The sequence below is a fragment of the Nonomuraea mesophila genome, assembly GCF_004352805.1.
Classification (GTDB): Bacteria; Actinomycetota; Actinomycetes; order Streptosporangiales; family Streptosporangiaceae; genus Nonomuraea; species Nonomuraea longispora.
The window spans coordinates 19,175-43,492 of record NZ_SMLD01000001.1; the positions used below are offsets into that span (position 1 = coordinate 19,175).

Below are 24,318 nucleotides of genomic sequence, written 5' to 3' on the forward strand. Positions count from 1 at the left end.
GCCGACGACGTGTGGCCGACCGCCGAGGATGGGCCGTGACGGACGGCTGCCGGCGAATGAGCCGTCTGCCACGCTCGCTGTGATTCTCCACCGCCTTGAGGAAACGGCGAGCCTGGCTGATGTTGATGACGACGCGCGGGTCCACCGTCGTAAGGGTGCGCTGCTTGGCCCACTTCACGGCCTTGAGGGGGTTGGACGACAGTTCGCCGACCTCCGGGCGTACCCCATGGCGTTGTTCAGGACCATGTGCTTGCGGTTGGAGGTGTTCGCGGCGGCGGAGTTTCCTTTCTTGGTCTGGTTGATGCGGGCCGGCACGCGTCGCGTCAGCACGGCTCCTGATCCGTGATCGATCAAGGCGACGAGCGGTTTGGTGTGGCTCTCCAGCCAGCGCACTACGTCTACGAATTCAGGTGGCGGTTGGGCGATGTCCCTGACGCGGATGCTGTACGGCCAGCGAAGGGCGGTGCGTAGGGCCTATCGCGAGAACGGGTGCACATCGGTGAGCCCGGCCAAGGCGTTGTGGTGGGACGCTCGATGTGCTCCGGGGCCTTCTACCTCCATGTCTGAAGTCATATGCGGCGCGGTAGTGCTCAGTCCTGCCAGCGGTAGAGGTCGCGCAGCAGGGAAACCTCGGCGCCGTGATGGATCAGCTCCCTGTTGACGTGCAGGACCCTGTTCTCCATGGAAAACCGCTCGGGACCCACCGTGGGCGGATTGTCCAGGTCGGCGTCCGAGAGTTCACGGACTCCCGTGTTCCATCTCCCGTACATCTCATCAAGCTGTTTCAGCGCCTCGTCAGCGGTCCCCGCGTAGGCGAATGTCTGGAAGTCGACGTCCTGGCCGCCGAAGTGCCATCCGACCCGATAGCCCAGGCACGAGACGATGATGTGCGCCAGCCGCCAGGCGATCGTGGTCACCGGCGCCGGCAGCGGGTCAGGGGACGCGTAGTCCATCGTCCACTCTCCCGAACCTGCCGACATAGGTGCGGCCGATCTGCCACGTGGGCGGATGCTCCAGCAGCCGCGCACCGGCTCCCAGAAGTACTCCTCATCGGTAAGACCGTCCAGCCGCGGCCGCAGGTTCTTGCGCCAGTGCCAGTCCAACTGCTCCGCGAGCCGCTCGCTTCTTGTCATTTCGGCACTCTACAGACCACGGAGACGGGGTCGCCGTCGAGCGGGGTGAGCTCGAACACCGGGTGGCGGCCGGCCTCGGCGATAAAGTCCTCCACCGGAGAGTCCCTGGTGGCCTGGAAATACGGTCGGGCGGGGGCCGAGAAGCCCACATAGCGCTTCAGGACGGGTCCGGCCTCCATGGGCGCGAGTTCCCGGATGGTGTAGGCACGTGTGGTGAACCGGCGGCGCAAGATCACCTTTCCGGCGGCGCGAGCGTTGAGCACTTAGGAAACCGCCCCATAGGGGGCGACCAACCAGCGCCTGCCCTCATGTTCGACGAGTGCCACCGGCTGGGTGCGCAGGCGGCCGCTCTTGCGGCCCCGGGTGGTCAGGAGATAGCCACGGGGGATCAGGCCGGCGCGGATGAGCACACCGACGATCGTGTTGCCCGCCCGGACGATCCGGCCCGCAGGGTACGGTTTTGTCGGCCCGGCGGCCCTGCCGGAGTGGCTGGCGGCCATGTCATGCACCTTTCATCGGTCGTGTCATGGGGGCGGCTTACAGAGCGGCCATCGGCATCGTCGTCCGCTCGCTTCGGCTTCACCGGAAGCGATCAGCGTGTCTGCCGGCCCACTCGGCATACGTGTTCGGCGGGCCGCCGGTGGCCTGGTGTACCCCCGGGAGGATCGGGGCGGTCGTGCCGGAGGCGGCGGCCAGAACGCCGATCATGGCATCCGCGACCGCGGGTGGATGGTGGGCGACGAGGGCTGTACGGAGTTCCTGCGGAGACAGCTCGGTGAAGCGGAGGGGCCGCCCGAGAACCTCGCCGAGGATCTCAACCCGTTCGACGGTGGTCAGGGGTTCCGGCCCGGACAGTTCGTACGTGTGGCCCGCGCGGTCGTCGTCCAGCAACGCGGCGGCGACAACCGCGGCGATGTCGTGTTCGTCGACCGGTGCCAGCGAGGCGTCAGGGAAGGCGTTGTACACCGTGTCCCCGGCACGGATCGAGGGCGCCCATGACAGGTCGTTGGCCATGAACGCGGTCGGCCGGACGAACGTGCAGAGCATGCCGGAGGCGCGTACGGCGTCCTCATTGGCTCGATGCTGCTGCTCGATCAGGCTGGGCCCGCCGGGGAGCGTCGCCGAGGACAGCAGGACGATCCGGCGTACGCCGGCCTTGCGCGCGAGCGCCAGCAGGTCGGCGATGGGCCATCCGGGCACGGGGAACAAATAGGCCACATCCACACCCTCGAACGCCGGCTCGACGGACGCCGCCACCCGGAGATCGCCGGGCATGGCCACGGCGCCGCCGGGCAGCTGAACCTCGTCGGGACGTCTGGTGAGCGCCCGCACGGTGGCGCCTGCCGCGGTCAGTTCGTGAACGACCCGGCCGCCTATCCGGCCGGTGGCCCCGGTTACAAGTATCACGTTCTTGTTCCTTCCTCAGATGTTCAGCAGAGCGATGCTGTAGGCGACGATCCAGGAGGCCCAGCCGAGCCAGCCGAGCAGGCCTGTCACCGCGATACGGTTGGTGCCGTCGGCGTTGTACGGGGCGGCCATCGAGGAGATGAACAGCAGGGCCGCGCTGATCCAGCCCAGCCACGCGTGCCAGGCGGGGATGAACGCGAGGCCCACTCCGGCGGCGGTGAAGCCGAGCACCGCGATGGCCAGGAAGACCTGGTTGAACCCGAACAGGACGTTGCCGAACGCCCACAGTCCTGCCACCGAGCCGCGGTGATGCCGGGCGGCCGCGGCCGCCCCGAACCGCAGCGATTCGACCACCATGAAGGTGGCGTTCTGCATGAGGACGCCCGCGAAGCCGACCAGGGCCCAGGCGTTGCCGGCGGTCTGGTCGCCTCGCCAGAGCGCGGCGAGCAGCCCGGCAGCGAACACGGTGGTGAACAGCCAGGAGGCCGGGACGAAGACCGAGGGCGCGTTGATCCGCTTGCCGACGCCGGCCAGCGCGTCGGTGACCGCGTCCAAGGATTGGCCGGAGGTGGGCTGCGGGAGTCCGGCGCGGACGTAGATGACGTTGATGATGATCGCGAGCAGGACGAATCCGATGCCTGCGACACCCGCCAGACTGGTGGTGGTCACGGCGACCACCAGTTGAGTTGACGAAGCATATATTGAATATAAGTCACGGAAAGACGGGGTGCAATCATGGAGCACGAGACAGGGCGGCGCCGCTACAACTCGCTGCGCCGCGTGGCGCAGGCGAAGCAGACGCGGGCGGAGATCGCCGATGCCGCGCGCCGGCTGTTCCTGTCCCAGGGATGGGCGGCGACCACCGTGCGCGACGTCGCCCGGGAGGCGGGGGTCGCCGTTCCGACCGTGTACGCGGCGTACGAGAACAAGGCGGGACTGGTCTGGGCGCTGGCCGACGCCGCGAACCTGGCCGCGGACGTGCCCCAGATGATCGACGAACTGGAGGCCACCACCGATCCCCGGCGGCACCTGGCCGCGATGGCGGGCTATGACCGGCGCCTTTTCGAGCGCGCGGGTGATCTCATCGTGCTGATCCGTGACGCGGGCCGTACCGAACCCGACTTCGAGGACTTCTACCTGCGGAGCCGTCGCCAGGCCGGCGAGCACCGCACTCAGGTGTTCACCTCCTGGCCGGACGGCACGCTCCGCCCCGGACTGGACGTCCCCACCGCCATCGACATCTATGCCGCCCTGTGTAACGTCGACGTCTACACCACGCTCCGCATCGAACGCTCGTGGTCGCCCGACCGGATCGAGTGCTGGTGGGGTGAGGCGTTGGCCCGCGAACTGCTGAGCCGTTCTACCGGCACCGCATGAGATCAGATGCTCAGCAGGGCGATGCTGTAGGAGAGGATCCAGGCCCCCTACCCGAACGCGGCGATCAAGCCGGCCAGCGCGAAGCGGCTGGCGCCGCCGATGGTGTACGGAGTCGGCGAGGAGAAGACGATCATCAGTCCGGAGGTCAGATATCCCAGCCAGGTGTGCCAGGCGGGGATGATCCCGAGGCTCGTTCCGGCGACGGTGAAGCCCACTATCGCAGTGGCCAGGAAGATCTGGTTGAAGCAGATCAGCGCATCGGTCAGCCTCCGCTCGTGGCCGCCAAGGTAAGTGATGGCCATCGCCACCTCCTATTGATTTTTCGTCTCTTATATTGAATATTACATGGGTAAGGTACCCAGGCGACCATAACGGACGTCGGTGGATGGTTTCGCGCAGGCGGTCGTGGATGGAGCGCAGGATCCAGGCGGATTGTGATCCAGCGGTCGTCGTGCGTCCGCGTCGAGCCGATGCGTCCGCGTCGAGCCGAAAAGCATGGTCCGCCGGCCGCGCTTGGTCGAGGTGGTTGTGATCGCCGGCCAACCACGCCGTTTCCGAACCCGGTGGAACGCCCCGATGGCCACCGGCGACAGTCGGCTGCCTTGAGCAGTTCCAGTTGTGCCGCGTGGTCCTGGGCGCGGTTGGCGCTTCGATGTGTACGGAGCCTTGGCCGACCTGTTCCTAACCTGTGGCCGTGAGTTGACGCGGCTCAGCGTGGATGCTCACCGCGCGCGTGCCGGGGAGGTGGTCAGAGCTCGGCGAGGATTCCGGCGACCAGGGCCGCGCGCTCGGGCAGGGTGGACAGCACGATCCGCTCGTGCAGCGCGTGCGCTCCCGCCCCGAGGGGACCGAATCCGTCGAGTGTGGGCAGGCCCAGCGAGCCGGCCGTGTTCGTGTCGGCGGCCCCCGCGGCGGGTTCGGCGGCGATGTCCTGGCCCAGCCGCTGCCCCGCCGTACGTACGGCGGCGCTGAAGGGGTCGTCGTGGCCGTCGGAGGTCCAGGTGGGCCTGCTGGACAGGATCTCCGCCCGGACCCCCGCCCCCTCGCGCACCGGCGCGAGGGCGGTCAGCTCGGCGAGCACCGCGCTTTCCACGGCGGCGTCGGCGAAGCGCAGCCCGATGTCGGCCGAGGCGCGTTCGGGCACCACGTTGGTCTTGCCGCCGCCCGACAGCGCGCCGACGTTGCACAGGACTCCTTGGGAATGCCTGCCGACGACCTCGCGCACCCTGACGAGTTGGTCGACCAGCTCGTCGATCGCCGAAATCCCCTTCTCGGGGTCGAGCGCGGCGTGTGCCGCGCGCCCGTGCACGCTCAGCCGCAGCCGGGTACTGCCGCGCCGCCCGCGCTTGAGCGCGCCGCCGGGGTGCGGGGACTCGAAGCCGAGTGCGGCGAACGCGCCCTCCGCGCGTTCCCTGACCAGGGTGCTGGACGTGGGGGAGCCGATCTCCTCGTCGGCCACCACGACCACGCGCACCGGCCGGTGCCGGACGCCGGTGCGCGCGGCCACTTCCAGGGCCGTCTCCAGGACCACCAGGCCGCTCTTCATGTCGAAGACGCCGGGCCCGTGGGCGAGGATGCCGTGCTCGGCCGACTCCGTCACCTGCCACGGCATCGGCCCTGCCAGGCGGCCTTTCGGCCACACGGTGTCGTGGTGGCCGATGAACAGCAGCGGAGCCTCGTCCGCTCGTCCGGGGGAGCCGGGGAAGTCGGCCGTGACGTGGTCGCCGGTGGGCTCGGCGACCCGGCGGGCGACGCCGCCGAGTTCGGTGTAGCGGGCCACCAGCAGGTCGGCGAGCGCGTTGAGCGCCTCGGCGTCGCCGGTGGGGGTCTCGTGCTCCACGTAGCGGCGCACCCGTTCCGTCATCTCCGCCGCGCGCGCCCGGGCTGCCTCACGAAGCCCGGTGACCGGGGTGCCCGCCGCACCGTCGTGGGGGGATCCGACGCTGATCATCTGCTGTCCTCGGGGGTTGGAGGGCAGGCGACCCGGCGCGGGCCGCCCCTGCGTTGCAGAGCATGATACGTGACGTATATCCGTCGCTATGGCCCGGCTGGCGCGTGGCTTCAGCGTCTATTTCGCGATTATTCGCAGCTCAGCCAGCATTGACAGTATTGACGGCATCTTGATACCTACTCTAGATGCGACTTTAAGGTACGAATCCCCGACATCACCCTCGTTCGCTGCAGGAGCACCCCGTCCTCATGACGTCAACCACAACGCCCGTGGCCAGGACCCTCACCACCCCGGACGAGCTCGGTCAGGCGACCACGCTCTACCGGGACGTGTTCGGCTACACCGACCTGCGCCAGGGCGCCAGCCCGCGACTGCTCACCGCCCTGCGCGACAACGGCGGCTCCGTCGTCGGCGCGCGTGACGGCGACCGCGTCATCGCCTTCGCCTTCGGCTTCCAGGCCACCGACGGGACCAGCTCCTACCACTACTCCCAGGCGGCCGTGGTCCACCCCAGCCACCAGGGCTGCGGGCTGGGCCGGGCGCTCAAGTCGGCCCAGCGCGAGGTCGCGCTGGGCTGGGGCGTCACCCGGATGCGCTGGACCTACGACCCCCTGATCGCACGTAACGCGCACTTCAACCTGGATGTGCTGGGCGCGGTCGCACGCTGGTTCCACGGCGGCTTCTACGACGACGGCTCCGACCGCCTCCTCGTCGACTGGGATCTCGGCATCGCTCCGGGACCCCGCGTACCCGCCCAGGATCCCCCCGCTGACCTGGGCGACTGGGCCCGCCCGGTTCCCGACGGCGACCGGATCTGGTTGCCGATCCCGTCCGACTTCACCGCCCTCGCCAAGCGAGACCCGCTCCACGGTGCACGGGTGCGCACCGATCTGGCAGCCGTACTCGGACCGCTGATGGATGACGGGTGGGCGGCCGTGTCCTGCGTGCCGCACACCCCCCAGACCGCCCTTTACCGCTTGGAGCGTGCCCTGTGACGACAGGCGACCTCGAACTCGCCCATGCCGAGAACCGGAGGCTGAGCAGCCCCGGCGAGCGCTTCGGCGCCCGGTTGCAACGCCGCTCGTCGGCCGAGGCGTTACAGCAGAAGGTCATCGAGCAGGAGACCCGCAATCTCGGCGAGGCCCTGGAGCGGATCACCGCCGACGGGTCCGCGACCCGGGCCGCCGCCGCCGTGGTGGCCGCGCGGCGGCGCTTCGTCACCGGGTACGGCAAGTCGTTCGCCTACGCCTCGCTGCTGGCCACCGACCTGTCCGCCGGACTCTCCCACGTCACCCTCGTCGACGGCGCCGTGGTGCGGGTCCTCGACGTGCTCAGCGAGGTGAGCCAGAACGACGTGCTGGTCGCGGTGTCGCTGCGCCGATACCGCCGCGAGACGGTCGTCGTCGCCCGGCACTTCGCCGAGGCCGGCGGCGCGGTGGTGGCCATCACCGACGACGCGCGGGCGCCCCTGGCCTCCATCGCGGCCGAAACCATCGTCGTACGGACCGACAGTGCCTCCTACGCCGACTCTCCCACGGCGGTCGCCGCGGTCGTGCACCTGCTGACCACCCTGGCCACCGCCAGTTCGAAGGGCGCCCGGCGCAGGCTCGCGGAGCGCGACCGGCTCAGCCACGCCCTCGGCAACTATCTGGAGGACTGAACCATGCGCATCGTCGAAGCGTCACTGCACCTCGTGCGGCTGCCGCTGGTGCACGCGTTCCAGACCAGTTCCCATCGTAAGACCCACCTGGATCACATCCTGGTACGGCTGGTGGAGGAGTCGGGAGCCGAGGGGTGGGGTGAGATCGCGTCTCCGTCCGACCCCTTCTACTGCCCGGAGACCACCGAGACCTGCTGGCACATCGCAGAACGTTACCTGCTGCCCTCCGTCGTCGACGCCGTCTGGGAACACCCGGCGGAGTTGGCCCGGCTGTGGCGCAAGGTACGCGGCAACCGCTTCGCGATCGCGGGCGTCGACGCCGCCGGCTGGGCCCTGTGGTCGGAGATCCGCGGTGTCCCTCTGGCCAAGGCGCTGGGCGGGACCCGCAGCGAGGTCGTGGCGGGGGTGTCGCTGGGCATCGAACCCACCTACGACGCACTCCTCGACCAGGTACGCCGCCAGATCGACGCCGGTTACCCGAGGGTCAAGCTGAAGATCGCCCCCGGCTGGGACACCGAGCCGGTACGGCTGGTCCGCGAGGCCTTCCCGGACCTGGCGATCCACGTCGACGCCAACGGCGCCTATGGCGAGACGGCGGAGGAACTCGCCGTGCTCCGCGGTCTGGACGACTTCGGGCTGCTGATGATCGAGCAGCCGTTCGCGCCGCGCAACCTGGTCGCCCACGCCGCCCTGCAGCGCGGCGTGCGGACGCCGGTGTGCCTCGACGAGTCCGTCGACACCCTCGACGACCTGCGCACGGCGCTCGCGCTGGGAGCCGGCCGGGTGCTCAACATCAAGGTGTCGCGGATGGGCGGGCTCACGGCCGCCGTGGCGGCCCACGATCTCGCCCGGGAGCACGGCGTGGACGTGTGGTGCGGCGGCATGCACGAATTCGGCATCGGCCGCGCCGCCAACGTGGCCCTCTCCAGCCTCCCGGGATTCACCCTTCCCTCCGACGTGTCGGCCTCGGCCAAGTACTACGCCCGCGACGTCGTCCAGCCGGAGGTCGTCGCCGACCAGGGCGTCGTCCGGGTACCGGACGGGCCTGGACTGGGTCACACCGTCGACGCCGCCTTCATCGGCGAGAACCGGCTGAAGGAAACCACGATCACCGCCCCGGCCACGTCCGCCCGTCGCGGCTCCCCACCCGCAGCGGACCCTGCCACGGCGGGATCAGCTGCCTGAACCCCGCGCAGAGAGAAAGCACATGAGCACCTCCTCCGGCACCTCCCCCAAGAACGACGCCAACGCCTATGCCGTCGAAACCTCCCCCGGGCGCCGCAGGCTGACCAACATCATCGCCCTGATCGGCCTGGTCGCCTCGGTCTGCGCCGGTTTCCTCGCCAACGGCCCGACCCTCTGGGGCCTGCTGCCGATCGCGCTGTACGCACTGCTGTCCCTGCTCGGCATGGACATCGTGATCGCCACGGTCGTCGCCCTGCTGTCGGGGGTACTGGTCGCCCAGATGCCGCCGCTCGACGTCGGCGCGCTGCTCGGAGACTCCCTGGCCGACCAGGTGACGATGATCGGACTGATCATCATGCTGGGGTCCGGCGTCGGCGAGATCCTGAAGGTCACCGGCGTGGCCGCGACCATCGTGCGCGGGGTCATGCGCGTCGTGGGCGAGAGGAGCCGCTCCGCCGTGATCCTGGGCGTCATGGTGGCCTCGTTGCTGCTGGTGGCCAGCCTCGGCACGCTGGCAGGCGCGCTCGCCATCGCGGCTCCCATCCTGCTGCCGATCACCGCGCGAATGGGCTTCACCCGGTCGGCGACCGCGTCGATGATGTTCATCGGCGGCTGCGCCGGGTTGACCGTCGCGCCTTTCGCGGGGTCCAACGTGGCGATCATGGATGCGGCCGGGATCGGCTACCTCGGTTACCTGGGCTACGGAGCCGCACCGCTCGCGGTGCTCTCGCTGATCATGGGGCTCATCGTGGTCCCGTGGATGCAGCGCAGGACCGAGCGCGCCGACGACTTCTACAGCGAGGCCGAGGTCGGCGCGGCGACCGACGCGGACGAGCCGGCCGCGGGCACGGGCCGGGCCACGGCCGCCTTCCTGATCGTGCTGCTCGCCAGCGTCGTCTACGCGACCGTCACCATGGCGGGGACGGCGTTCCCGCTGCTCGCCCTGCCGGTGCTCGGCGTCGTCACCGGCCTGGCGAGCGGCCTCGGCCCCAAGGAGATCATTGAACATCTCTACCGGGGCGCATCCCGGCTGATCAGCATCTTCCTGCTCTTCTGGCTGCTGGCGGGGCTGTTCATCACGATCGACAAGCTCGCGCCCTTCAAGGTGATCCTGGACATGTACGGCGAGAGCCTGGCGGGCAGTTCCCCCTTCGTGTTCACGATCCTCATCGCGCTGCTCGGCTGGGTCGGCGTGCCGGGGGCGACGGCGGCCCAGGTGGTGCTGCTCGACAAAGTCTTCGGCGACCTGGCCGCCCACATCGGCGTCGGCGTCGGCGCGTGGACGGTCGTGCTGCTGTTCGCCTCCAAGGCCGACACCTACGGCCCCTTCCCCAACGGCAACATGGTCGGCGCGATGGGCCTGGCCCGCTCCTCGAACCTGCCGAACATGATGATCACGGGGTGGCTGCTGCTGGTCCCGGCCTGCCTGATGTACACGGTCATCCTGCTCCTCCTGTCCCCATGAGACCGGGATACGGCCTGCTGGACGTCGCGACACCTGGAGGATGAGCACAGTGACGGAGCACGACACCGTAGTCCGTGGCGGCACCCTGATCGACGGCACCGGCGCCCCCGGCTACCGGGCGGACCTCGGCCTCGACGGCGGGCGGATCACCCGGATCGCCCGCCCCGCCGGCGGCGACCCGCCGAAGGGCCGCACCACCGTCGACGCCTCGGGTCTGGCGGTCACGCCCGGCTTCATCGACCTGCACTCGCACGCCGACTTCAGCATCGAAGGCTGGCCCCAGGCCACCACCCAGCTCCACCAAGGAGTGACGACCCTGGTGACGGGGAACTGCGGGTGGTCGCCGTTCCCGCAGGATCCGGCGGGCCTGCTGCGCGAGTGGAGCGACTTCCTCGCTCCCGAGACCGGGTGGGACTTCACCGACACCGAAGGATTCGCGGCCACGGTGTCCGGCGCGCGGCCCGCCGTCAACCTGGCGTTGCAGGTCGGGCACGCGGCGCTGCGGGTCGCCGTCATGGAGGGAGCCGAACGGCCTCCCGAGCCCGCCGAGCTCGGCGCGATGCGCGCGCTGCTCCGCGCGGCGGCGGCCCAGGGCGCCTACGGCTTCTCCACCGGCCTGATCTACGTTCCGGGTTCCTTCGCCGCCGAGGAGGAGGTACGCGCGCTGGTGGCCGAAGCGGCGGCGGCGGGCCTGCTGTACTCGACGCACATGCGCAACGAGTCGGGGGCGCTGCTGCCCGCCGTACGCGAGGCGCTGGGCGCGGCGGAGGCCGCCGGCGGCCGGCTGGAGATCTCCCACCTCAAGGCGATGGGACCGGAGAACCACGGCTCCGTCGTCACCGCGCTCGCCGAACTGGACCGGGCGCGGGAGCGCGGCGTGGACGCCGCCGCCGACGTGTACCCGTACACCGCCTCCAGCACCACCCTGACCTCGCGGCTCCCTCTGTGGAGCATGGACGGCGGGCCTCCCGCCCTGCTGCACAGGCTGGCCGACCCCGCCGATCGCGAACGGGTGGCCGAGGGCCTGAGAGCCCGCTTCGGCCGCGACGTCGACCCCGAGGGCGTCATCCTCGCCGAGCTGGCGGACGGACCCTACAGCGGTGCCGTCGGCGACAGCATCGCCGAGATCGGGCGGCGCGAGGGCACCGATCCGGCGGAGGCCGCGCTGCGGGTCCTCGCTGCACACCGCGCCTCGGTGAAGATCGTCAACCACGCGATGAGCGAGGAGGACGTCGTCACGGTGCTGCGCCACCCGATGGTGTCGGTCGCCAGCGACGGCTGGGTGCTGCGGCCGCAGGGCGCGGGGCTGCCGCACCCGCGCAGCTTCGGCACCTACCCGCGGGTGCTGGGACGGTACGTTCGCGAACTCGGCGTGCTCGACCTGCCCGCGGCCGTACGCAAGATGACCGGGCTACCGGCCCGGCGGCTGGGAATGGCCGACCGCGGCCGCCTCGCCGAGGGAGCGGTGGCCGACATCGCCGTCTTCGACCCCGGGACCGTCGCCGACCGTTCGACCTACACGGATCCCTGGCAGCTGTCCACCGGCTTCGCCGCCGTCCTGGTGGCCGGCGTCGCCGTACTCGCCGACGGCTCGCCCACCGGCGCGCGGCCGGGCACGGTGCTGCGCCGGCCTCGCCCTCGCCGCCCGGCCACCCGGTGACCTCGCCACCGATGACAACCCGGGTGCCTTGCCCGCGTCTCGGCGGCGCGGGCACCTTCGCAGCGTACGAGTGTGGCAGGGGAAAAGCAGTACAGCGGGTGGGATTACCGTCACCCTAAGCCGAGAACGTCGACCCCGTGAATGTCATGGCCGCCCCGGCGCAGGGCGGCCCGAGAAGAGGGGCTCGACCATGCCCAAGTATCTGATTCAGGCGACCTACACCGCAGACGGCCTCAAAGGCGTACTGCATGATGGCGGCACCGGACGCCGGCAAGCGGTGGAGCGCATGGCGGAAAGCGTCAGCGGCCGGGTCGAGCAGATGTATTTCGCATTCGGCGAGACAGACACGTATGTGATTCTCGACCTGCCGAACAACGCGGCTTCGGCCGCTGTGGGACTCACGATATCGGCGTCCGGGGCCGTACGAACGAAGACGGCCGTCCTGCTGACGCCAGAGGAGATCGACGAGGCCGCGCGGATGGAGGTGTCATACCGGGTTCCTGGCACGTGACCGGCCGAGGGGCGCGACGCGAACCGCATCACGACCTGCTCGCCGAACGGGTAGGGCCGGGAAGCGGTAGGTGCAAGACGATGAGCAGTATGGAAGGTGTCGAGTTCGGCAGCGACTACGTCAACTCGTGGCTGGCGGCGTGGCAGCACAATCTGGTCTACGCGCAGGATCGTGGCCAGGGGGAGGCGCGGCGGATCTGGGCGAGGGTCGCCTTGTCGGCCCTCGACGGCGCCGAGCGGGCCGGCTATCTCACGCGGAACGCGAACGTGAGCCGGTTCAACCTTCGAGCGCTGTTGATCGCTGATCTCGGTCCCGCTGATGACCCGCTGTGGGATCCGGATGGCCTGGCTTCGGAGGTCCTGGCGGTTGATCGCTGATCAGCTGGCGGAGGGGCCGGTGAAAGCGCTCATCGATCGCTGGCTGCACCTCTGGCCGCAGCTTCCGTGACGCGCAACATACGTGGAATGCGTTGTGTCCGGCCGCTAACGGCCGTCACCGGCCCGGAGATCCACCGGTACGTATCCCGCCGGCTCGGTCCGCACGCCGCCGACGCGCCTGATCACCGACTATCCGGGCGTGCGGCAGCTGGGCGCCGTCACAGATCCGCTCGGCCGGTCGGCGGTCGGCCTCGCGGTCACGTTCGACAGCGCCGATGGCCGTGGAAAGATCCAGCGGGCCCTGCTCTTCGACCAGAAGACCGGCAAGGTCCTGGGCAGCCGTGACATCCAGCTCGAACCAGGCCCCAAGAGCCAGAAGTGGCAGGCGCCCGGCAGGATGCTGAGCTACCGGGCGGTCCTGGACGCGGGCTGGAGCAACACCAAGCCCGCCCCTCCCGTTGAGCAGGGACATTTGCGACGGCCGCTAAGCTGGGCGCCTCCCTCTACGATCACGTGGTGGCGATCTTGCTTCCGTTATCGGAGATTCCCCCGCGCTGGGGAGTGCCCTTGCTGACTTCGGCGGCTCTGGCGGCCCCCGCCTTGCGTACTTTCTCGTGGTACTTCCCCGAAGGGCCGACCTACTCAATGGAAGCTCTCACCTGCCCGTTGAGTGCCGAGCCGCTTGTTCTCACGGATGTCGGCCTGCTGGTAGAGGTCAACTGGCGCACGATCTCTGCGGAGTTGAACGGCTGGCCCACCGCGGTGATGGCGCTTGGTCTGTGTGCGGTTCTCGCTCTTCGGGGCAGGTGGGGCGTAGCCGCCGCGCGGCTGACGGCGGCGTTGTTCGTGGTGATCGCCGGGGTGTTCACCATTCCCTACGCCGTTCAGATCATCTCGGACGGCTGTACGGACACCATGCGATTCGGTGGTTGGGACATCATCCTGTACGGCCCGATCCTGCACTATGTGGCCGGCGCGGTGCTGGTCACGTTCTTGGCGTTGATTCTGCGTGAGGAAAGGGCAGGTGCCTGAGTCACGCGCGGTCTGCGCTCGTGGTGGTGAGGCCGGCGAGGGCCGCCGTTCAGGCTGACGTTGCCGGTGCGGGCTTCACGTGGTCTCGTCGGGCTGGGGGCCCACGAGCTCGCCCAGGGCTCGTAGCCCCTCCAGGACCTCGTCCGCGGTGGGGGCGTTCGCCGGGTCGCTGAGGCTCTGGATCATCACGCCCGCCATGAGCGCCGTCTGGACCATCCCGAGCGTGCGGGCGGAACGTTCGGAGACGTCGTTCTCCGGCATGCTCTGCAGAATTCCTGCCATGCCGCGCCAGCCCTCCGCCACGCCCTCCGCCAGGCGGGTGCGGAGGTCGGGTTGCCGTTGGGCCTGCAGAAACAGCTCGACCGTGGCCAACCAGAGGTCCGGGTGGGCGGCGAACTGCTCGACGAGGCCGTCCCACATGTGATGGTAGGCGCGGGACGTGTCGTCGCCGGAGGCCGGGCTTGGGGTGAGCGTACGGCCGAGGTTGTCCGCCCACTCGTCCAGCAGCTCGAACAGGGCCTGCGTGAGCAGGGCCTCCCTGGATCGGTAGTGATAGCCGATCGCGGCGGTGCTGACGCCGGCCGCCGTGGCGATGTCGCGCACGCTGGTGCGGTCGTAGCCCTTCTCGCGCAGGCATTGCTTGGCGCTCGCGAGCAGGTCCTCACGGTTTCCCATGCGGAAGACCCTACCAAGGTTCTAGTACGTACGTTTCATGCATCCGTTTTGCGCGATCGTTTGACTCGATCGTGCAAATCGGGCTACGGTCCTCGCACCGCTTGATCGACGCCGTTCGAGCGTCATCGCTCGCAGGACTGGGAGACGGACATGAAGAACACGATCGCCTCGGCCGGCCTCGGCCTCGCGCTGCTCACCGCATGCGCGCCGGCCGCCCACGCGGCCACCGGTGACCCCTCGCGCGTGGTCACCGCGCAGGGTGAGGTGCGTGGGACGGTGGGGCCGAAGGTGCGCTCCTTCCAGGGCATCCCCTATGCCACCGCCGCCCGGTTCGCGGCGCCGCGCCCCGGGCCCTCATGGAAGGGCGTCCGCGACGCCACCGAGCCAGGCAACGTGTGCGCCCAGCCCGCCGGATACCCCATCGGAAAGCCCAGCACCGACGAGGACTGCCTGAACCTCAACGTGACCACGCCCGTGAACGGGCGGAGCAAGCTGCCGGTGATCGTGTGGATCCACGGCGGCAGCATGATGTTCGGCATGGGCGACCTGTACGGCGCCGACCGCCTCGCGGCCGATGGCGCGATCGTGGTCTCGCTGAACTACCGCCTGGGCGTCGCCGGTTTCCTCACCCATCCTTCCCTGAGGGAGTCGGGCGGGCTCGCGCTGGACGACCAGCGTGCGGCGATGCGCTGGGTGCGCAGGAACATCGCGGCGTTCGGCGGTGACCCGGGCAATGTGACGATCATGGGCGAGTCGGGCGGCGGCTTCTCCGTCTGCGGCCACCTCGCCTCCCCGGCCTCGGCGGGGCTGTTCCAGCGGGCGATCGTCCAGAGCGCGCCCTGCGGCACGCCGGGCAGCGCCTCCCGGACGAGGGCGCGGGCCCAGGCCGAGAGCGACGAGGTGATCGGGAAGGTGGGCTGCGCCGATGCGTTCGACGTGGCGGACTGCTTGCGCGAGGTGCCGATGAGCACGTTGCTGAAGGCGTACGGCACGGAACGGGAGCCGCGTCCGATCAGCGGCACGCCCGCGCTGCCGCTGCCGGTCGACGAGGCACTGCGTAGGGGACGGTTCAACCGCGTCCCCGTCCTGTACGGCGTCAACCACGACGAGGAGAACGGCATGATCCTCGGGCTGGAGCTGGCCACCGGCAAGCCCATGCGGGCCGAGGAGTACGAACCCGCGATCCGGCAGGCGTACGGCGACAGGGCCCGCGCGGTGCTGAGGCGTTACCCGCTGCGTGGTGGCTCGGCGGGCAAGCAACTGGCGAAGGTGAGGACCGACTCGAACTGGTCGGTCCCGACCCTCGACACCGCGCGCGCGATGTCGCGCCATACGTCCGTGCGCATGTTCGAGTTCGCCGAGCAGCGGACTCCCTGGTTCGCGGGTTACCCGAAGCCGAGCTTCCCGGCCGCCGCGCAGCACATGTCCGAACTGCCGTACCTGTTCGACCTGGACCTGTTCACCAAGCTGACGCCCCGGCAGGCCGCCCTCGCCGGGCGGCTCACCCGAACCTGGGTGCGCTTCGCCGCCACCGGCGACCCCGGCAACGGTGGCGGCAGGGCGGTCTGGCCCCGTCTGCGCGACGACCGGGGGCAGGCCGGATGGTACGTGCACTCCCTGACCTCCGGTCCCTGGAAGCGTGCCGGCTTCGTCAAGGACCACGGCTACCGCTTCTGGAGCGGCGCCTCCCGCAACTGAGGCGCGGGTGGAGGCTCGCGGGGTGTCAGGTCGCCGGGATCTCGGCGGTGGCGATGAGGGTGGCGCGGGCGCGTGCTCCTCCTCGCCCACGTGGTCCGGGGTGTCGGGGCTTCATGCCGTCTTGATGGCGCCGCCGTCGATGATGTGGTCGGCTCCCGTGACGCTGGCGGCGTGGGGTGAGGCCAGCCAGGTGACGAGCGTGGCGATCTCCTCGGGTTCGATGAATCGGCCGGTCGTCACGCCGGTGGCGGCCGGCAGCCCCGCCAGGAACTGCTCCAGCTCCATGCCGTTCAAGCCGGCGAGCAGCGCACCGTACCCGTCCGGAGCCTCCCACATGGGGGTGCGGACGCCACCGGGGGAGATCGTGTTGACCCGCACGCCCCGCGGGCCGACCTCCTCGGCCAGCGCCTTGCCGAACGCGGTGAGCGCCGCCTTGGCCGTCGAGTACGGCATCGGCCCGGCGCTCGGCATCCTCGCGGACACGGAGGAGATGTTGATCACGCTGCCGCGCCGCCGCAGCAGGCTGGGCAGGGCGGCGCGGGTGGCGCGTACGGCGCTGAAGAGGTTCAGGTCGTACGTGTGCTGCCAGAGGTCGTCGCCCATGGCCGCGAGCCCGCCGGCGAGGTCGGGGGTCGGCTCTCCGCCCCCGACGTTGTTGACCAGCAGGTCGATCTCGCCCAGTTCGGCGAGCGCCTGCGCGATCACCTCGCCGGGCCCGTGCGCGGTGGACAGGTCGGCCGCCACGGCGGTGGCGCCGCTCTCCTTGAGTTCGGGGGTGATCGTGCGTGCCGCCCCGACGACCCGCATGCCCTCGTTCGTCAGCGCCCGCACGATCGCCAGGCCGAGGCCCTTGCTCGCGCCGGTCACGACGGCCGTCTTGCCGGTGAGCTGCATGTCCATGCCATCTCCCACTGCTACCCGCATCACTGATGTCGCTAGAAACTATATGACTTGCACAAAATTGTTGCAAGTTCATGGTTAACCGAAGCGATGCCGTATCCTTGCGGGCGTGAGTGAGAGGACCAGGGGGCTGCGCTCCGACGCCGAACGCACGGTGCGGACGATCCTGGAGGCCGCGGAGCGGGTGTTCGCCGAGGATCCGGCGGCGAGCATGGAGCAGATCGCCGAGGCCGCGGGGGTGGCGCGCACGACCGTGCACCGGCGCTTCGCCTCCCGCGAGGCGCTGCTGGAAGCGCTGTCCGCGGTGGCGGCCCGCGAGTTCGACGCTGCTGTGGACGCCGCCCATCCCGAGACCACCCCGCCGCTGGTCGCGCTCTACCAGATCACGGTCAACGTGCTGCGGGTCAAGCGGCAGTGGCCGTACGCGCTCGACCTGATCGGGCCGGACGGTGGCGGGCCGGCATATGCGCATGCCGACGTCGAGCGACGCTGCGACCATCTGCTCCGAAGGGCCCAGGAGAGCGGCGTGCTGCGCGCCGACGCCGATCTCGCCTGGGCCAAGTGGATCTTCTATGCGCTCATCGGGGTGGCCGCGCGGATGCGCGAGTGCGAGCCCGACGCCGCCGCCACCCGCGTGGTCGACATGCTGCTGTGCGGCGTCGGCACCGGCCAGGGACTGACCCGTACGGGGCCGGAGATCAGCTGAAGCGGTGGCCGTGTCCCGCGCCTGTCAGGGGTCGGTGAAGAGCCGGGCCAGGTGTTCGTCCAGGACGGCGAGCGCCTCGTCCGGATCGGTGCGCCCGATCAGCACCTGTGTGCCGAGCCCGTCGGCCAGCGCGAACAGCGCCGCCGCCTCCCGCGCGCGGTGAACGCGGTCGAGATGCGTAGTTCGGTGCGGCGCCGCTCGTCGGTGGGCACCAGCTCGGCCAGGATGTCGCGCAGCACCGTGCGGGACGGCTGCTCGCCCTGGCCGAGGCTCTGGTGTACGCGGTCGGTGCCGCGCTCGCTGATGTAGTTCAGGGCGAACAGCAGCATCTCATCCTTGGTGCGGAAATAGTGCTGTACGGCGCCCAGTGACACCTGTGCGCCGGCGGCCACGTCGCGCAGGCTCACCCCGTCGAGGCCGCGGCTGTCGATGATGGCCAGCACCGCCTCGGCGATCATCCAGGGCTTCGGCAACGTCGCGGCCCGAGCGATGGGCCTGCCACGATGGCGGCCGTTCACGCCGGACGGCGCAGCCAGCTGCGCAACGCGGGGGAGTTGCGCAGGTCGTTGCCGAGACCATCGGTGCCGAGCACCACGATCCGCGCGAGTCCCAGGTCGGCCGTCTCCACCTGTTCGGGCCGCTCACCCGGCAGGGTCGCGCTCACCACGTTCATGAATCCGGACTCGACCGGGAACACCTCGGCGAACTCCCCGCCGGACAGCGTGAAGTCGGTGACGTCGCCGATCCGCGCGAGCTCGCACCCACGGTCGGAGAACACCGCGACCGCGCCCACGCAGGCCGCCTCCCTGGTCTCGATCCGGTACCCCTCGGCCAGCACCCGAGCCGTCCGGGCGCTCGCCTGCGCGCCGCGGTGACGGGGGAGCCGTCCTCGGACTCCGCCTCGGCGGCCGCCATCAGCACCGACACAGCGTGTTGACCAGCGATTCCCCCGTTGCTGAGGTCGAGTGTGCACGCCCGTACGCGGCAAGTAAAGGAACGGTCCAACGGGATTGGGCCGAAAAACAGCGCTGTCGCGACCGGAACGCCGGAGGCGGCTGCCCGCCCGGGGGGAGCCCGCGTACGCGCCCATCACGAAGGCGGGCCGGCACCGGATTTCGGTCGCCGCCTACACTGTGAACGGAGAATTTCCTGGCCGGACGAGTAAGGGCATGCGCCGGGAGCCGGGGATTATTCGTTTGACATGCGCGTGGGCCGCGACTTGGCTGGGTCGTCGTGAAAGGCCCGTCACCCATTTTCGTCGCAGGCACCGGCCGGTCGGGAACATCGCAGCTCGCGGACATCCTCGGCGAGCACCCGCAGATCCACAGGGTCCCGATCGAGACCAGGTTCCTCGTCGATCCCGGCGGTTTCCGGGACCTGGCGGACGCGCTCACGATCCGGTACGACCCCTACGCCGGGGACGACGCCCTGCGCAGGTTGAGCGACCTGCTCACGGTGCGGCTGGTCCGCGGGAAAGACCACGATCGTGGCCATACCGTTCCTGAGGCCATCGGCGAACGGCACTACTGGGACGCGGTGGGACGGCTGTGGACGGAACTCGTCGCGGGCACGTTCGACGAGTTCGTGCCGGGGGCGGGGTTCGGGCATGCCGACCGGGCTGCCGGGCCGTTCGAGCAGCAGAGCCGCCGGCGGGTGATGGCGAGGCACTTCAGCGACCGCGGCGAGCTGGTCGCGATCCTGCGTCGCGCGCTCGACACCATGTTCGGCGGGGCGGCCGCCGACGCGGGGAAACTGACGTGGTGCGAGAAGACACCGTTCAACCTGCTGTGCATGGACTTCCTCTGGGAACTCGTCCCCGAGGCGACCATCGTGCACATCAAGCGCCATCCGGTCGCGGTGGTCGCCTCGCACGTCGACCAGCCGTGGGCGCCGTCCACGGTCGACGGCGTGCTCGCCTGGCTCAAGCCCGTCTATGACCGATGGCTCGCCTGGAAGGCGACCGCCGGGCTCGGCGCCAGGCGATACGTCGAGCTCAGAGCCGAGGACCTCGCCGCTGACTGGCCGGCGCAGCGGAAGGCGCTGTTCGCGGGCGTCGGCGTCGACGACTTCGCGACCACGTCGACGTTCCGGGCGCGCAGCCTCGACCACCGCGACGGCCAGTTCGACAGCGGCACCCGCGCGCTCATCGAACGAACCCTCGGAGACGTCATCCCCCGCATGGGATACACGTAGGTCCGTCTACGCGCCCAGGAAATAGGCTGTCACTCGGAGGGGCCGCTCTGGGGCAGCGGCTCACCCTGCAGTTGCTCGGCCAGGCGCTCCAGGCCACCTCTGATGAGCCGCGCGTACTCGTCGTCGCCGAGCGCGCCGATCGTGTCGCGCGCCTGCTGGAGGTGCTCGCGGGCGCGGTCGAGGTCGCCCAGCCTGCGGTAGCACTCGCCCACGTTGAGGTGCAGTGACGGGTACAGGCCGGTCACCGAGAACGGCACCCCGGCCTGCGCCACCCGCTCGTCGGTGACCTGGCTGACGGCGGCGAGCGCCCGCAGGTCCCAGAGCAGTTCCTCCTGTACGTCGTCCTGCACATCCGCCATCGAGTGGGCGAGAACGCAAACGTGCAACGGGTCGCCCTGTTCGCCGCCGATGTCATCCCAGATCTGCGCGAACAGGTCACGGGCGGCTTCGCGCCGGCCTTGGTGGTGGTGCAGCTCCACCCCCTGGCCGATCCGGCTCATGGTCGGGTCGTCGATCATCGGTGGCTCCCCTCGGTGGCGGCTCGCTGTCGCAAGGGTGCCAGTATCGCCGCTCGGCCGTGCGTCCGGCGTCCCTTGGCGGCGATGCTCGACGGTCACAGGCGGATGGCCGACTTGGCGCCCATGTACGAGCCGGCGCCGGGCCAGCCGGCCCGCGCCATCGCACCATCACGGAGGCAACGTACCCGGTGGCCGGGCCGCTTCGCGCGACCGCGCTCCGGAGTCCAGCCGCCGGAGCAGCGCGCGCACGCGCTCCCCGTGCCGTCGCCACCAGGCGCGGAACCAGACTGACTGGAAGAACACCACCGCGGTGATGATCAACAGCGCGTCCGCGAGGTCGGCGGCCGAGCCGGCGTCCGTCAGGTTGCCGTACGTCTGGCCCACCATGCGCACGGTGATCGGGAACGACACGAACAGGAACGAGGCGAGGCAGATCAGCGTGCTCGGCACCAGGAAGAGCACGTACGAGAGCACGGCGCGGCGTTCCCTGGGAGGCAGGGTGCGCGACGGGTCCTGGCCCGGGTTCCGGCGCGTGGCGCGGCGCAGGAGGTGGCGCAGGTAGGCGGAGGCGTCGCCGTACAGGTTGCGGCAGCGGGCCAGGTCCTGCACGACGAAGTAGACGTCGGTACGCATGAAGAACATGAACTGGGTGGCGAGCATGATCGGCTGCAGGACGAACAGCACCGCGGCGGCGTTGTGCAGGCCGCCCGGAGGCGTGGCGTTGTAGAGGACCAGCGCGACGAGGGCCAGGAGGCCGTTCACCGCCATCCCCGACAGGTAGACGGTCATCCGGATGCGGCGTGGCGCCGACCAGATGCCGCTGACATCGGTCTGGGCGACGAGGAACTGCAGGCGGGTGCTGATCGACATCTTGCCCGGCACTCCCGCGGCCCGGGCGGTGAACAGGTGGGCGAGCTCGTGGAGGAAGATCACGGACCAGGCCGTGACGATCTGGCTCAGCAGAACCAGGCTGCTCCACGGTGACCACACGGCCGCCTCGGCTCCCGGGATCTCGATGGGCGCGACCACCGCGATCACCACGGCGGCGGCCAGCATCGCCAGCGTGGCGACCGTGACGGCCGGATGCAGCAGCCACCGTACGTGCTCGGTCCTGACCCAGGGGAGCGACGACGTGCGGGTGGCCTGCTCCGGCGTACCGTCGTGGAGGAATCCGAGCTGTTCGAGGCTCGCCACGAAGCCGGTCACGTCCAGGGACTGGTCGCCGCCGAGTTCGGCGGCGACCTCGGGGACGGTCCGGCCCCGAGCGAGCAGGTCGATGACCTGCACCCCGATCTCGGGGAGCGCGACGAAGACCCCGGTCTCGACCCGTCCGACGATCCACTCCTCGCCTTCTTGGCGGATAGCCAGCGGATGCAGGAGCACCGTGCCGCTGCCGGACGTGCTCATCCGGCACCCGCGCAGGCGAGGCAGTCCGTACGCGGCCCGTCGGCCGTGACGGTGAAGGCGTGGTCGGGCGCGGCCAGGTTGAGCGCGGAGATGGCGTTTCCCGGCAGGCGAGGAGCGCCGGTGATGAGGCTCATGGCGGCGTGCGCCAGCATCGTGCCCGACATCATCGCCGAGACCGCGTTGGCGGCGTGCGTCTGCGGCCCGTGCGCGGGCAGGTAGGCCGTGCGCTCCTGGCGCTGCTCGTCCGTCACCCGGACGCACTCGTAGCAGGGGCCCGTGCCCGGACGGAACGTGCCGATCGTGACCTGGGGGCCGTAGTAGACGGCGTGCACCCAGGGGACGCCCGACATGAGGCAGGCGGCGTTCGCCCAGCTCCTGATCTCGGCGGGTCGGTCGCCGGCGAGCACGAGCAGGTTGCGTCCCGCGCAGACCCGGGCGAAGTCCTCCGGCCCGCGGATCTCCGCGCGCTCGCCGGTGACCTCGACGCCGGAGTTCAGGTCCCTGAGGTGCTCGACGGCGGCCTCCACCTTGGGGCGGCCGACGTCGCGCTCGCCGTAGAGGATCTGCCGGTTGAGGTTCGACACCTCGACCACGTCGGGTTCCACGCAGTGCAGGCGCCCCACGCCGGAGGCGACCAGCGCGAGGGCCGCGCTGCCGCCGGTGCCGCCCACCCCCACGAGGACGACGTTCGCCCTGCGCAGCGCCACCTGCGGGTCCCAGCGGGTCGAACCCGGCCGTAGGTCCATCCATTCGTACAGGGCCGCGCTGCGGCTGTAGCGGTCGAGCTCGGATGCGGTGAGCTCCGCGGGAGGCGGTTTCGCGGCGTCTTCCAGATAGCCGGTGGACATCAGTTGCTCAAGCCCGTCGCGCAGTTCTTCCCGGGTGAACTCGGGAAAACGCTCGGACATTTTCGCCACGATCTCAGGAATCGTTCTGGTGCCGTCGAGCAGTTCCAGCATCGCCCATATCCAGCCCTGCGGATCCGCTGTTTCCGAGGCGATCGTGTAAATCCACCCGCCGAGGCGGATGTTTCCCGAGGCCGTGCGCGCCGGGGTGTGCGGTGTCTTGACGCGGGGCAGTTCCATGGGTCCTCCTCCTCTGCCTGCTTGCGACGGCCGTGGGCCGGGCGGCGCACCGCCCGGCCCACGGGACGGACGTACCTGCGACGTCAGCCGCCGCCGGTTCCGTTCGGGGCGCCACACCCCGGGCACGCCGCCGTGGTCTCGACTCGGTCGAGCACGCGGATCTCGATGGCCTTCATCTCGTCACCTCCTCTCGTGGGGTCGAAGGGCACGTACGGACGCTCGCGGCCTGGGCCGGCCGGGCGCCGGTCATCAGGCCGAGGCGAGGAGGGGACGCTCGGCGAATCCACACGCGGGACAACCGGGACGCGGGGCTCCCGGATCCACGACGAAGCTGTTGTCCAGGGAGAAGATGCTGGTGGCGTAGGCGCGGTTGGCGGCCAGGCCAGGCACCCCGGTGATGAGGCTGATCGCGAGATGGGCCACCAGCAGACCGCTCATCCCCGCCGAGACGGCGTTGACCGCGGCGGGACGCGCGCCGAACGGCAGTTCTTCGACGGCCGCGCCGCGGGCCTCCCACGAGTTCTTCTCCGCGGCCTGGAAACACTCGAAGCAGGGCCCGGTCCCCGGTACGAAGACGCAGGCGCTCGCCTGCGGTCCCTGGTAGCCGCCGGAAACCCACGCAGTGTCCGTCTCGATCGCTGACCTGTTCGCCCAGACGCGCAGCTCGGCAGGCTGGTCGGCGGTGAGGACGAGCAGGTCGTACGGCTCGATCAGGGTGGTGAGCACGCCGGTGCGCGTGATTCGCAGGTGCTCGCCGGTGACCGTGATGTCGCTGTTGACCGCACGCAGCCGGGACACGGCGGCCTCCACCTTGGGGCGGCCGACGTCCGACTCGGCGTAGAGGACCTGGCGGTTCAGGTTGGACAACTCCACCTCGTCGAAGTCCACGCAGTGCAGGTGGCCGACGCCGGAGCCGGCCAGCGCCAGCGCCGCGCTCGTGCCGCTGCCCCCGAGACCCACGACGACGACCTTCGCCCTGCTCAGCCTGAGCTGGGCGTCCCAGGTGGTCTCGCGCGGCGTCAGATCCATCCACGCGTACAGGCCGCGCGCTCTGCCGTAGCGCTCCTTCGCGCGTTCCGGCAGCTCACCGGGGTCGCGTTGGGCGGCGTCCTCGACGTATCCGGAGGCGATCAGCCGTTCCAGCGCCTGGCGCGCGTCGTCCCGCGGGACTCCCGGATGGCGGACGACCAGTTCGGCCGTGATCGCGTCGGTCGTGCGGGTGCCGTCCATCAGGGTGAGCAGCGTCCAGATCCGACCGCCGGGATCGGCCAGTTCGGCCGCGATGCCGTAGACGCCGCCGCCGATGCGGATCCGGCCGTCGCCGATACGGTACGGCCGGTGCTCGTACTTGATCCGAGGGCGCAGCATGCTCTTCCTC

29 protein-coding genes are annotated in these 24,318 nt (G+C 70.2%); 13 read left to right on the forward strand and 16 right to left on the reverse strand.

Going from position 1 to position 24,318, the window contains the following annotated elements; all coding sequences use genetic code 11:
• Window positions 1-590 precede the first annotated feature (590 nt).
• The 5 genes from E1295_RS00105 to E1295_RS00120 all read right to left on the reverse strand — a co-directional run bounded on the left by E1295_RS00105 (window position 591) and on the right by E1295_RS00120 (window position 3,209).
• On the reverse strand, window positions 591-1,133 hold the full coding sequence (locus E1295_RS00105; RefSeq protein ID WP_132627555.1) for a DinB family protein: 543 nt from the start codon (window positions 1,131-1,133) through the stop codon (window positions 591-593).
• Window positions 1,130-1,396 (reverse strand): hypothetical protein, encoded by a 267-nt coding sequence (locus E1295_RS49885; protein ID WP_220448471.1) that lies wholly within the window; start codon window positions 1,394-1,396, stop codon window positions 1,130-1,132. Before E1295_RS49885 ends, E1295_RS00105 begins: the two co-directional genes overlap by 4 nt.
• Complete coding sequence (locus E1295_RS49890) at window positions 1,397-1,633, reverse strand: nitroreductase/quinone reductase family protein (RefSeq protein WP_220448472.1); 237 nt, start codon at window positions 1,631-1,633, stop codon at window positions 1,397-1,399.
• A 79-nt stretch (window positions 1,634-1,712) separates the two neighbouring features.
• Window positions 1,713-2,540: an NmrA family NAD(P)-binding protein gene (locus E1295_RS00115; protein ID WP_132627556.1), complete on the reverse strand. Its 828-nt coding sequence runs from the start codon at window positions 2,538-2,540 to the stop codon at window positions 1,713-1,715.
• Between the two features lie 15 nt (window positions 2,541-2,555).
• Window positions 2,556-3,209: a hypothetical protein gene (locus tag E1295_RS00120; RefSeq protein WP_132627557.1), complete on the reverse strand. Its 654-nt coding sequence runs from the start codon at window positions 3,207-3,209 to the stop codon at window positions 2,556-2,558.
• A 66-nt stretch (window positions 3,210-3,275) separates the two neighbouring features.
• Here E1295_RS00120 and E1295_RS00125 point away from each other — a divergent pair, with 66 nt between their 5' ends.
• Window positions 3,276-3,917 (forward strand): TetR/AcrR family transcriptional regulator, encoded by a 642-nt coding sequence (locus tag E1295_RS00125; protein ID WP_132627558.1) that lies wholly within the window; start codon window positions 3,276-3,278, stop codon window positions 3,915-3,917.
• A 47-nt stretch (window positions 3,918-3,964) separates the two neighbouring features.
• On the opposite strand, the gene E1295_RS00130 is transcribed toward E1295_RS00125, so the two are convergent.
• Both E1295_RS00130 and E1295_RS00135 read right to left on the reverse strand, forming a co-directional pair.
• On the reverse strand, window positions 3,965-4,219 hold the full coding sequence (locus E1295_RS00130; RefSeq protein WP_132627559.1) for a hypothetical protein: 255 nt from the start codon (window positions 4,217-4,219) through the stop codon (window positions 3,965-3,967).
• 446 nt (window positions 4,220-4,665) lie between these two features.
• The gene (locus E1295_RS00135) at window positions 4,666-5,868 is read right to left on the reverse strand and encodes a M20/M25/M40 family metallo-hydrolase (RefSeq protein WP_220448473.1); all 1,203 of its coding nucleotides are present in this window, start codon (window positions 5,866-5,868) and stop codon (window positions 4,666-4,668) included.
• A gap of 248 nt (window positions 5,869-6,116) precedes the next feature.
• Between E1295_RS00135 and E1295_RS00140 the strand changes: the two genes are divergently transcribed.
• From E1295_RS00140 to E1295_RS00180, 9 genes are all read left to right on the forward strand, one after another.
• Window positions 6,117-6,863 carry a GNAT family N-acetyltransferase gene (locus E1295_RS00140; RefSeq protein ID WP_132627560.1) on the forward strand — a complete coding sequence of 249 codons (747 nt, stop codon included), beginning with the start codon at window positions 6,117-6,119 and terminating at the stop codon, window positions 6,861-6,863.
• Window positions 6,860-7,528, forward strand: a complete 669-nt coding sequence (locus E1295_RS00145; protein ID WP_132332880.1) for a MurR/RpiR family transcriptional regulator — start codon at window positions 6,860-6,862, stop codon at window positions 7,526-7,528. The genes E1295_RS00140 and E1295_RS00145 overlap by 4 nt, the downstream gene beginning before the upstream one ends.
• A gap of 3 nt (window positions 7,529-7,531) precedes the next feature.
• Window positions 7,532-8,713, forward strand: a complete 1,182-nt coding sequence (gene menC, locus E1295_RS00150; RefSeq protein ID WP_132627561.1) for an o-succinylbenzoate synthase — start codon at window positions 7,532-7,534, stop codon at window positions 8,711-8,713.
• 22 nt (window positions 8,714-8,735) lie between these two features.
• Complete coding sequence (locus E1295_RS00155) at window positions 8,736-10,178, forward strand: Na+/H+ antiporter NhaC family protein (protein WP_132627562.1); 1,443 nt, start codon at window positions 8,736-8,738, stop codon at window positions 10,176-10,178.
• 40 nt (window positions 10,179-10,218) lie between these two features.
• Window positions 10,219-11,838 (forward strand): N-acyl-D-amino-acid deacylase family protein, encoded by a 1,620-nt coding sequence (locus E1295_RS00160; RefSeq protein ID WP_132627563.1) that lies wholly within the window; start codon window positions 10,219-10,221, stop codon window positions 11,836-11,838.
• A 190-nt stretch (window positions 11,839-12,028) separates the two neighbouring features.
• Window positions 12,029-12,349: a GYD domain-containing protein gene (locus tag E1295_RS00165; RefSeq protein WP_132627564.1), complete on the forward strand. Its 321-nt coding sequence runs from the start codon at window positions 12,029-12,031 to the stop codon at window positions 12,347-12,349.
• 89 nt (window positions 12,350-12,438) lie between these two features.
• A complete protein-coding gene (locus E1295_RS00170; RefSeq protein ID WP_132627565.1) occupies window positions 12,439-12,726 on the forward strand; it encodes a hypothetical protein in 288 nt (95 codons plus the stop codon).
• 199 nt (window positions 12,727-12,925) lie between these two features.
• On the forward strand, window positions 12,926-13,300 hold the full coding sequence (locus E1295_RS00175) for a hypothetical protein (RefSeq protein WP_132627566.1): 375 nt from the start codon (window positions 12,926-12,928) through the stop codon (window positions 13,298-13,300).
• The gene (locus E1295_RS00180) at window positions 13,294-13,758 is read left to right on the forward strand and encodes a hypothetical protein (RefSeq protein WP_132627567.1); all 465 of its coding nucleotides are present in this window, start codon (window positions 13,294-13,296) and stop codon (window positions 13,756-13,758) included. The genes E1295_RS00175 and E1295_RS00180 overlap by 7 nt, the downstream gene beginning before the upstream one ends.
• Before the next feature lie 75 nt (window positions 13,759-13,833).
• On the opposite strand, the gene E1295_RS00185 is transcribed toward E1295_RS00180, so the two are convergent.
• Entirely contained in the window at window positions 13,834-14,433 is a 600-nt protein-coding gene (locus E1295_RS00185; RefSeq protein WP_132627568.1) for a TetR/AcrR family transcriptional regulator, read from the reverse strand.
• A 150-nt stretch (window positions 14,434-14,583) separates the two neighbouring features.
• Here E1295_RS00185 and E1295_RS00190 point away from each other — a divergent pair, with 150 nt between their 5' ends.
• Window positions 14,584-16,131 (forward strand): carboxylesterase/lipase family protein, encoded by a 1,548-nt coding sequence (locus E1295_RS00190; protein ID WP_132627569.1) that lies wholly within the window; start codon window positions 14,584-14,586, stop codon window positions 16,129-16,131.
• A 111-nt stretch (window positions 16,132-16,242) separates the two neighbouring features.
• On the opposite strand, the gene E1295_RS00195 is transcribed toward E1295_RS00190, so the two are convergent.
• On the reverse strand, window positions 16,243-17,031 hold the full coding sequence (locus tag E1295_RS00195) for an oxidoreductase (protein WP_132627570.1): 789 nt from the start codon (window positions 17,029-17,031) through the stop codon (window positions 16,243-16,245).
• Window positions 17,032-17,140: 109 nt separating this feature from the next.
• On the opposite strand from E1295_RS00195, the gene E1295_RS00200 reads away from it, so the two are divergent.
• Complete coding sequence (locus tag E1295_RS00200) at window positions 17,141-17,737, forward strand: TetR/AcrR family transcriptional regulator (protein ID WP_220448474.1); 597 nt, start codon at window positions 17,141-17,143, stop codon at window positions 17,735-17,737.
• A gap of 24 nt (window positions 17,738-17,761) precedes the next feature.
• On the opposite strand, the gene E1295_RS52330 is transcribed toward E1295_RS00200, so the two are convergent.
• From E1295_RS52330 to E1295_RS00210, 3 genes are read right to left on the reverse strand one after another with little or no spacing between them, the layout of a single operon-like run.
• Complete coding sequence (locus tag E1295_RS52330; RefSeq protein ID WP_220448486.1) at window positions 17,762-17,875, reverse strand: hypothetical protein; 114 nt, start codon at window positions 17,873-17,875, stop codon at window positions 17,762-17,764.
• Window positions 17,836-18,210: a TetR/AcrR family transcriptional regulator gene (locus E1295_RS00205; protein ID WP_220448475.1), complete on the reverse strand. Its 375-nt coding sequence runs from the start codon at window positions 18,208-18,210 to the stop codon at window positions 17,836-17,838. Before E1295_RS00205 ends, E1295_RS52330 begins: the two co-directional genes overlap by 40 nt.
• A 41-nt stretch (window positions 18,211-18,251) precedes the next feature.
• Entirely contained in the window at window positions 18,252-18,575 is a 324-nt protein-coding gene (locus E1295_RS00210) for a protein phosphatase 2C domain-containing protein (RefSeq protein WP_132627571.1), read from the reverse strand.
• 395 nt (window positions 18,576-18,970) lie between these two features.
• Here E1295_RS00210 and E1295_RS00215 point away from each other — a divergent pair, with 395 nt between their 5' ends.
• Window positions 18,971-19,930, forward strand: a complete 960-nt coding sequence (locus tag E1295_RS00215) for a sulfotransferase family protein (RefSeq protein WP_220448476.1) — start codon at window positions 18,971-18,973, stop codon at window positions 19,928-19,930.
• A 29-nt stretch (window positions 19,931-19,959) separates the two neighbouring features.
• On the opposite strand, the gene E1295_RS00220 is transcribed toward E1295_RS00215, so the two are convergent.
• The 4 genes from E1295_RS00220 to E1295_RS00235 all read right to left on the reverse strand — a co-directional run bounded on the left by E1295_RS00220 (window position 19,960) and on the right by E1295_RS00235 (window position 24,308).
• Window positions 19,960-20,448, reverse strand: coding sequence for a tetratricopeptide repeat protein (locus E1295_RS00220; RefSeq protein WP_132627572.1), 489 nt, complete (start codon window positions 20,446-20,448; stop codon window positions 19,960-19,962).
• 168 nt (window positions 20,449-20,616) lie between these two features.
• Window positions 20,617-21,855: a hypothetical protein gene (locus tag E1295_RS00225; RefSeq protein ID WP_132627573.1), complete on the reverse strand. Its 1,239-nt coding sequence runs from the start codon at window positions 21,853-21,855 to the stop codon at window positions 20,617-20,619.
• Window positions 21,852-22,940: a ThiF family adenylyltransferase gene (locus E1295_RS00230; protein ID WP_132627574.1), complete on the reverse strand. Its 1,089-nt coding sequence runs from the start codon at window positions 22,938-22,940 to the stop codon at window positions 21,852-21,854. Before E1295_RS00230 ends, E1295_RS00225 begins: the two co-directional genes overlap by 4 nt.
• A 249-nt stretch (window positions 22,941-23,189) precedes the next feature.
• Window positions 23,190-24,308: a HesA/MoeB/ThiF family protein gene (locus E1295_RS00235; protein WP_132627575.1), complete on the reverse strand. Its 1,119-nt coding sequence runs from the start codon at window positions 24,306-24,308 to the stop codon at window positions 23,190-23,192.
• Window positions 24,309-24,318: the final 10 nt, after the last annotated feature.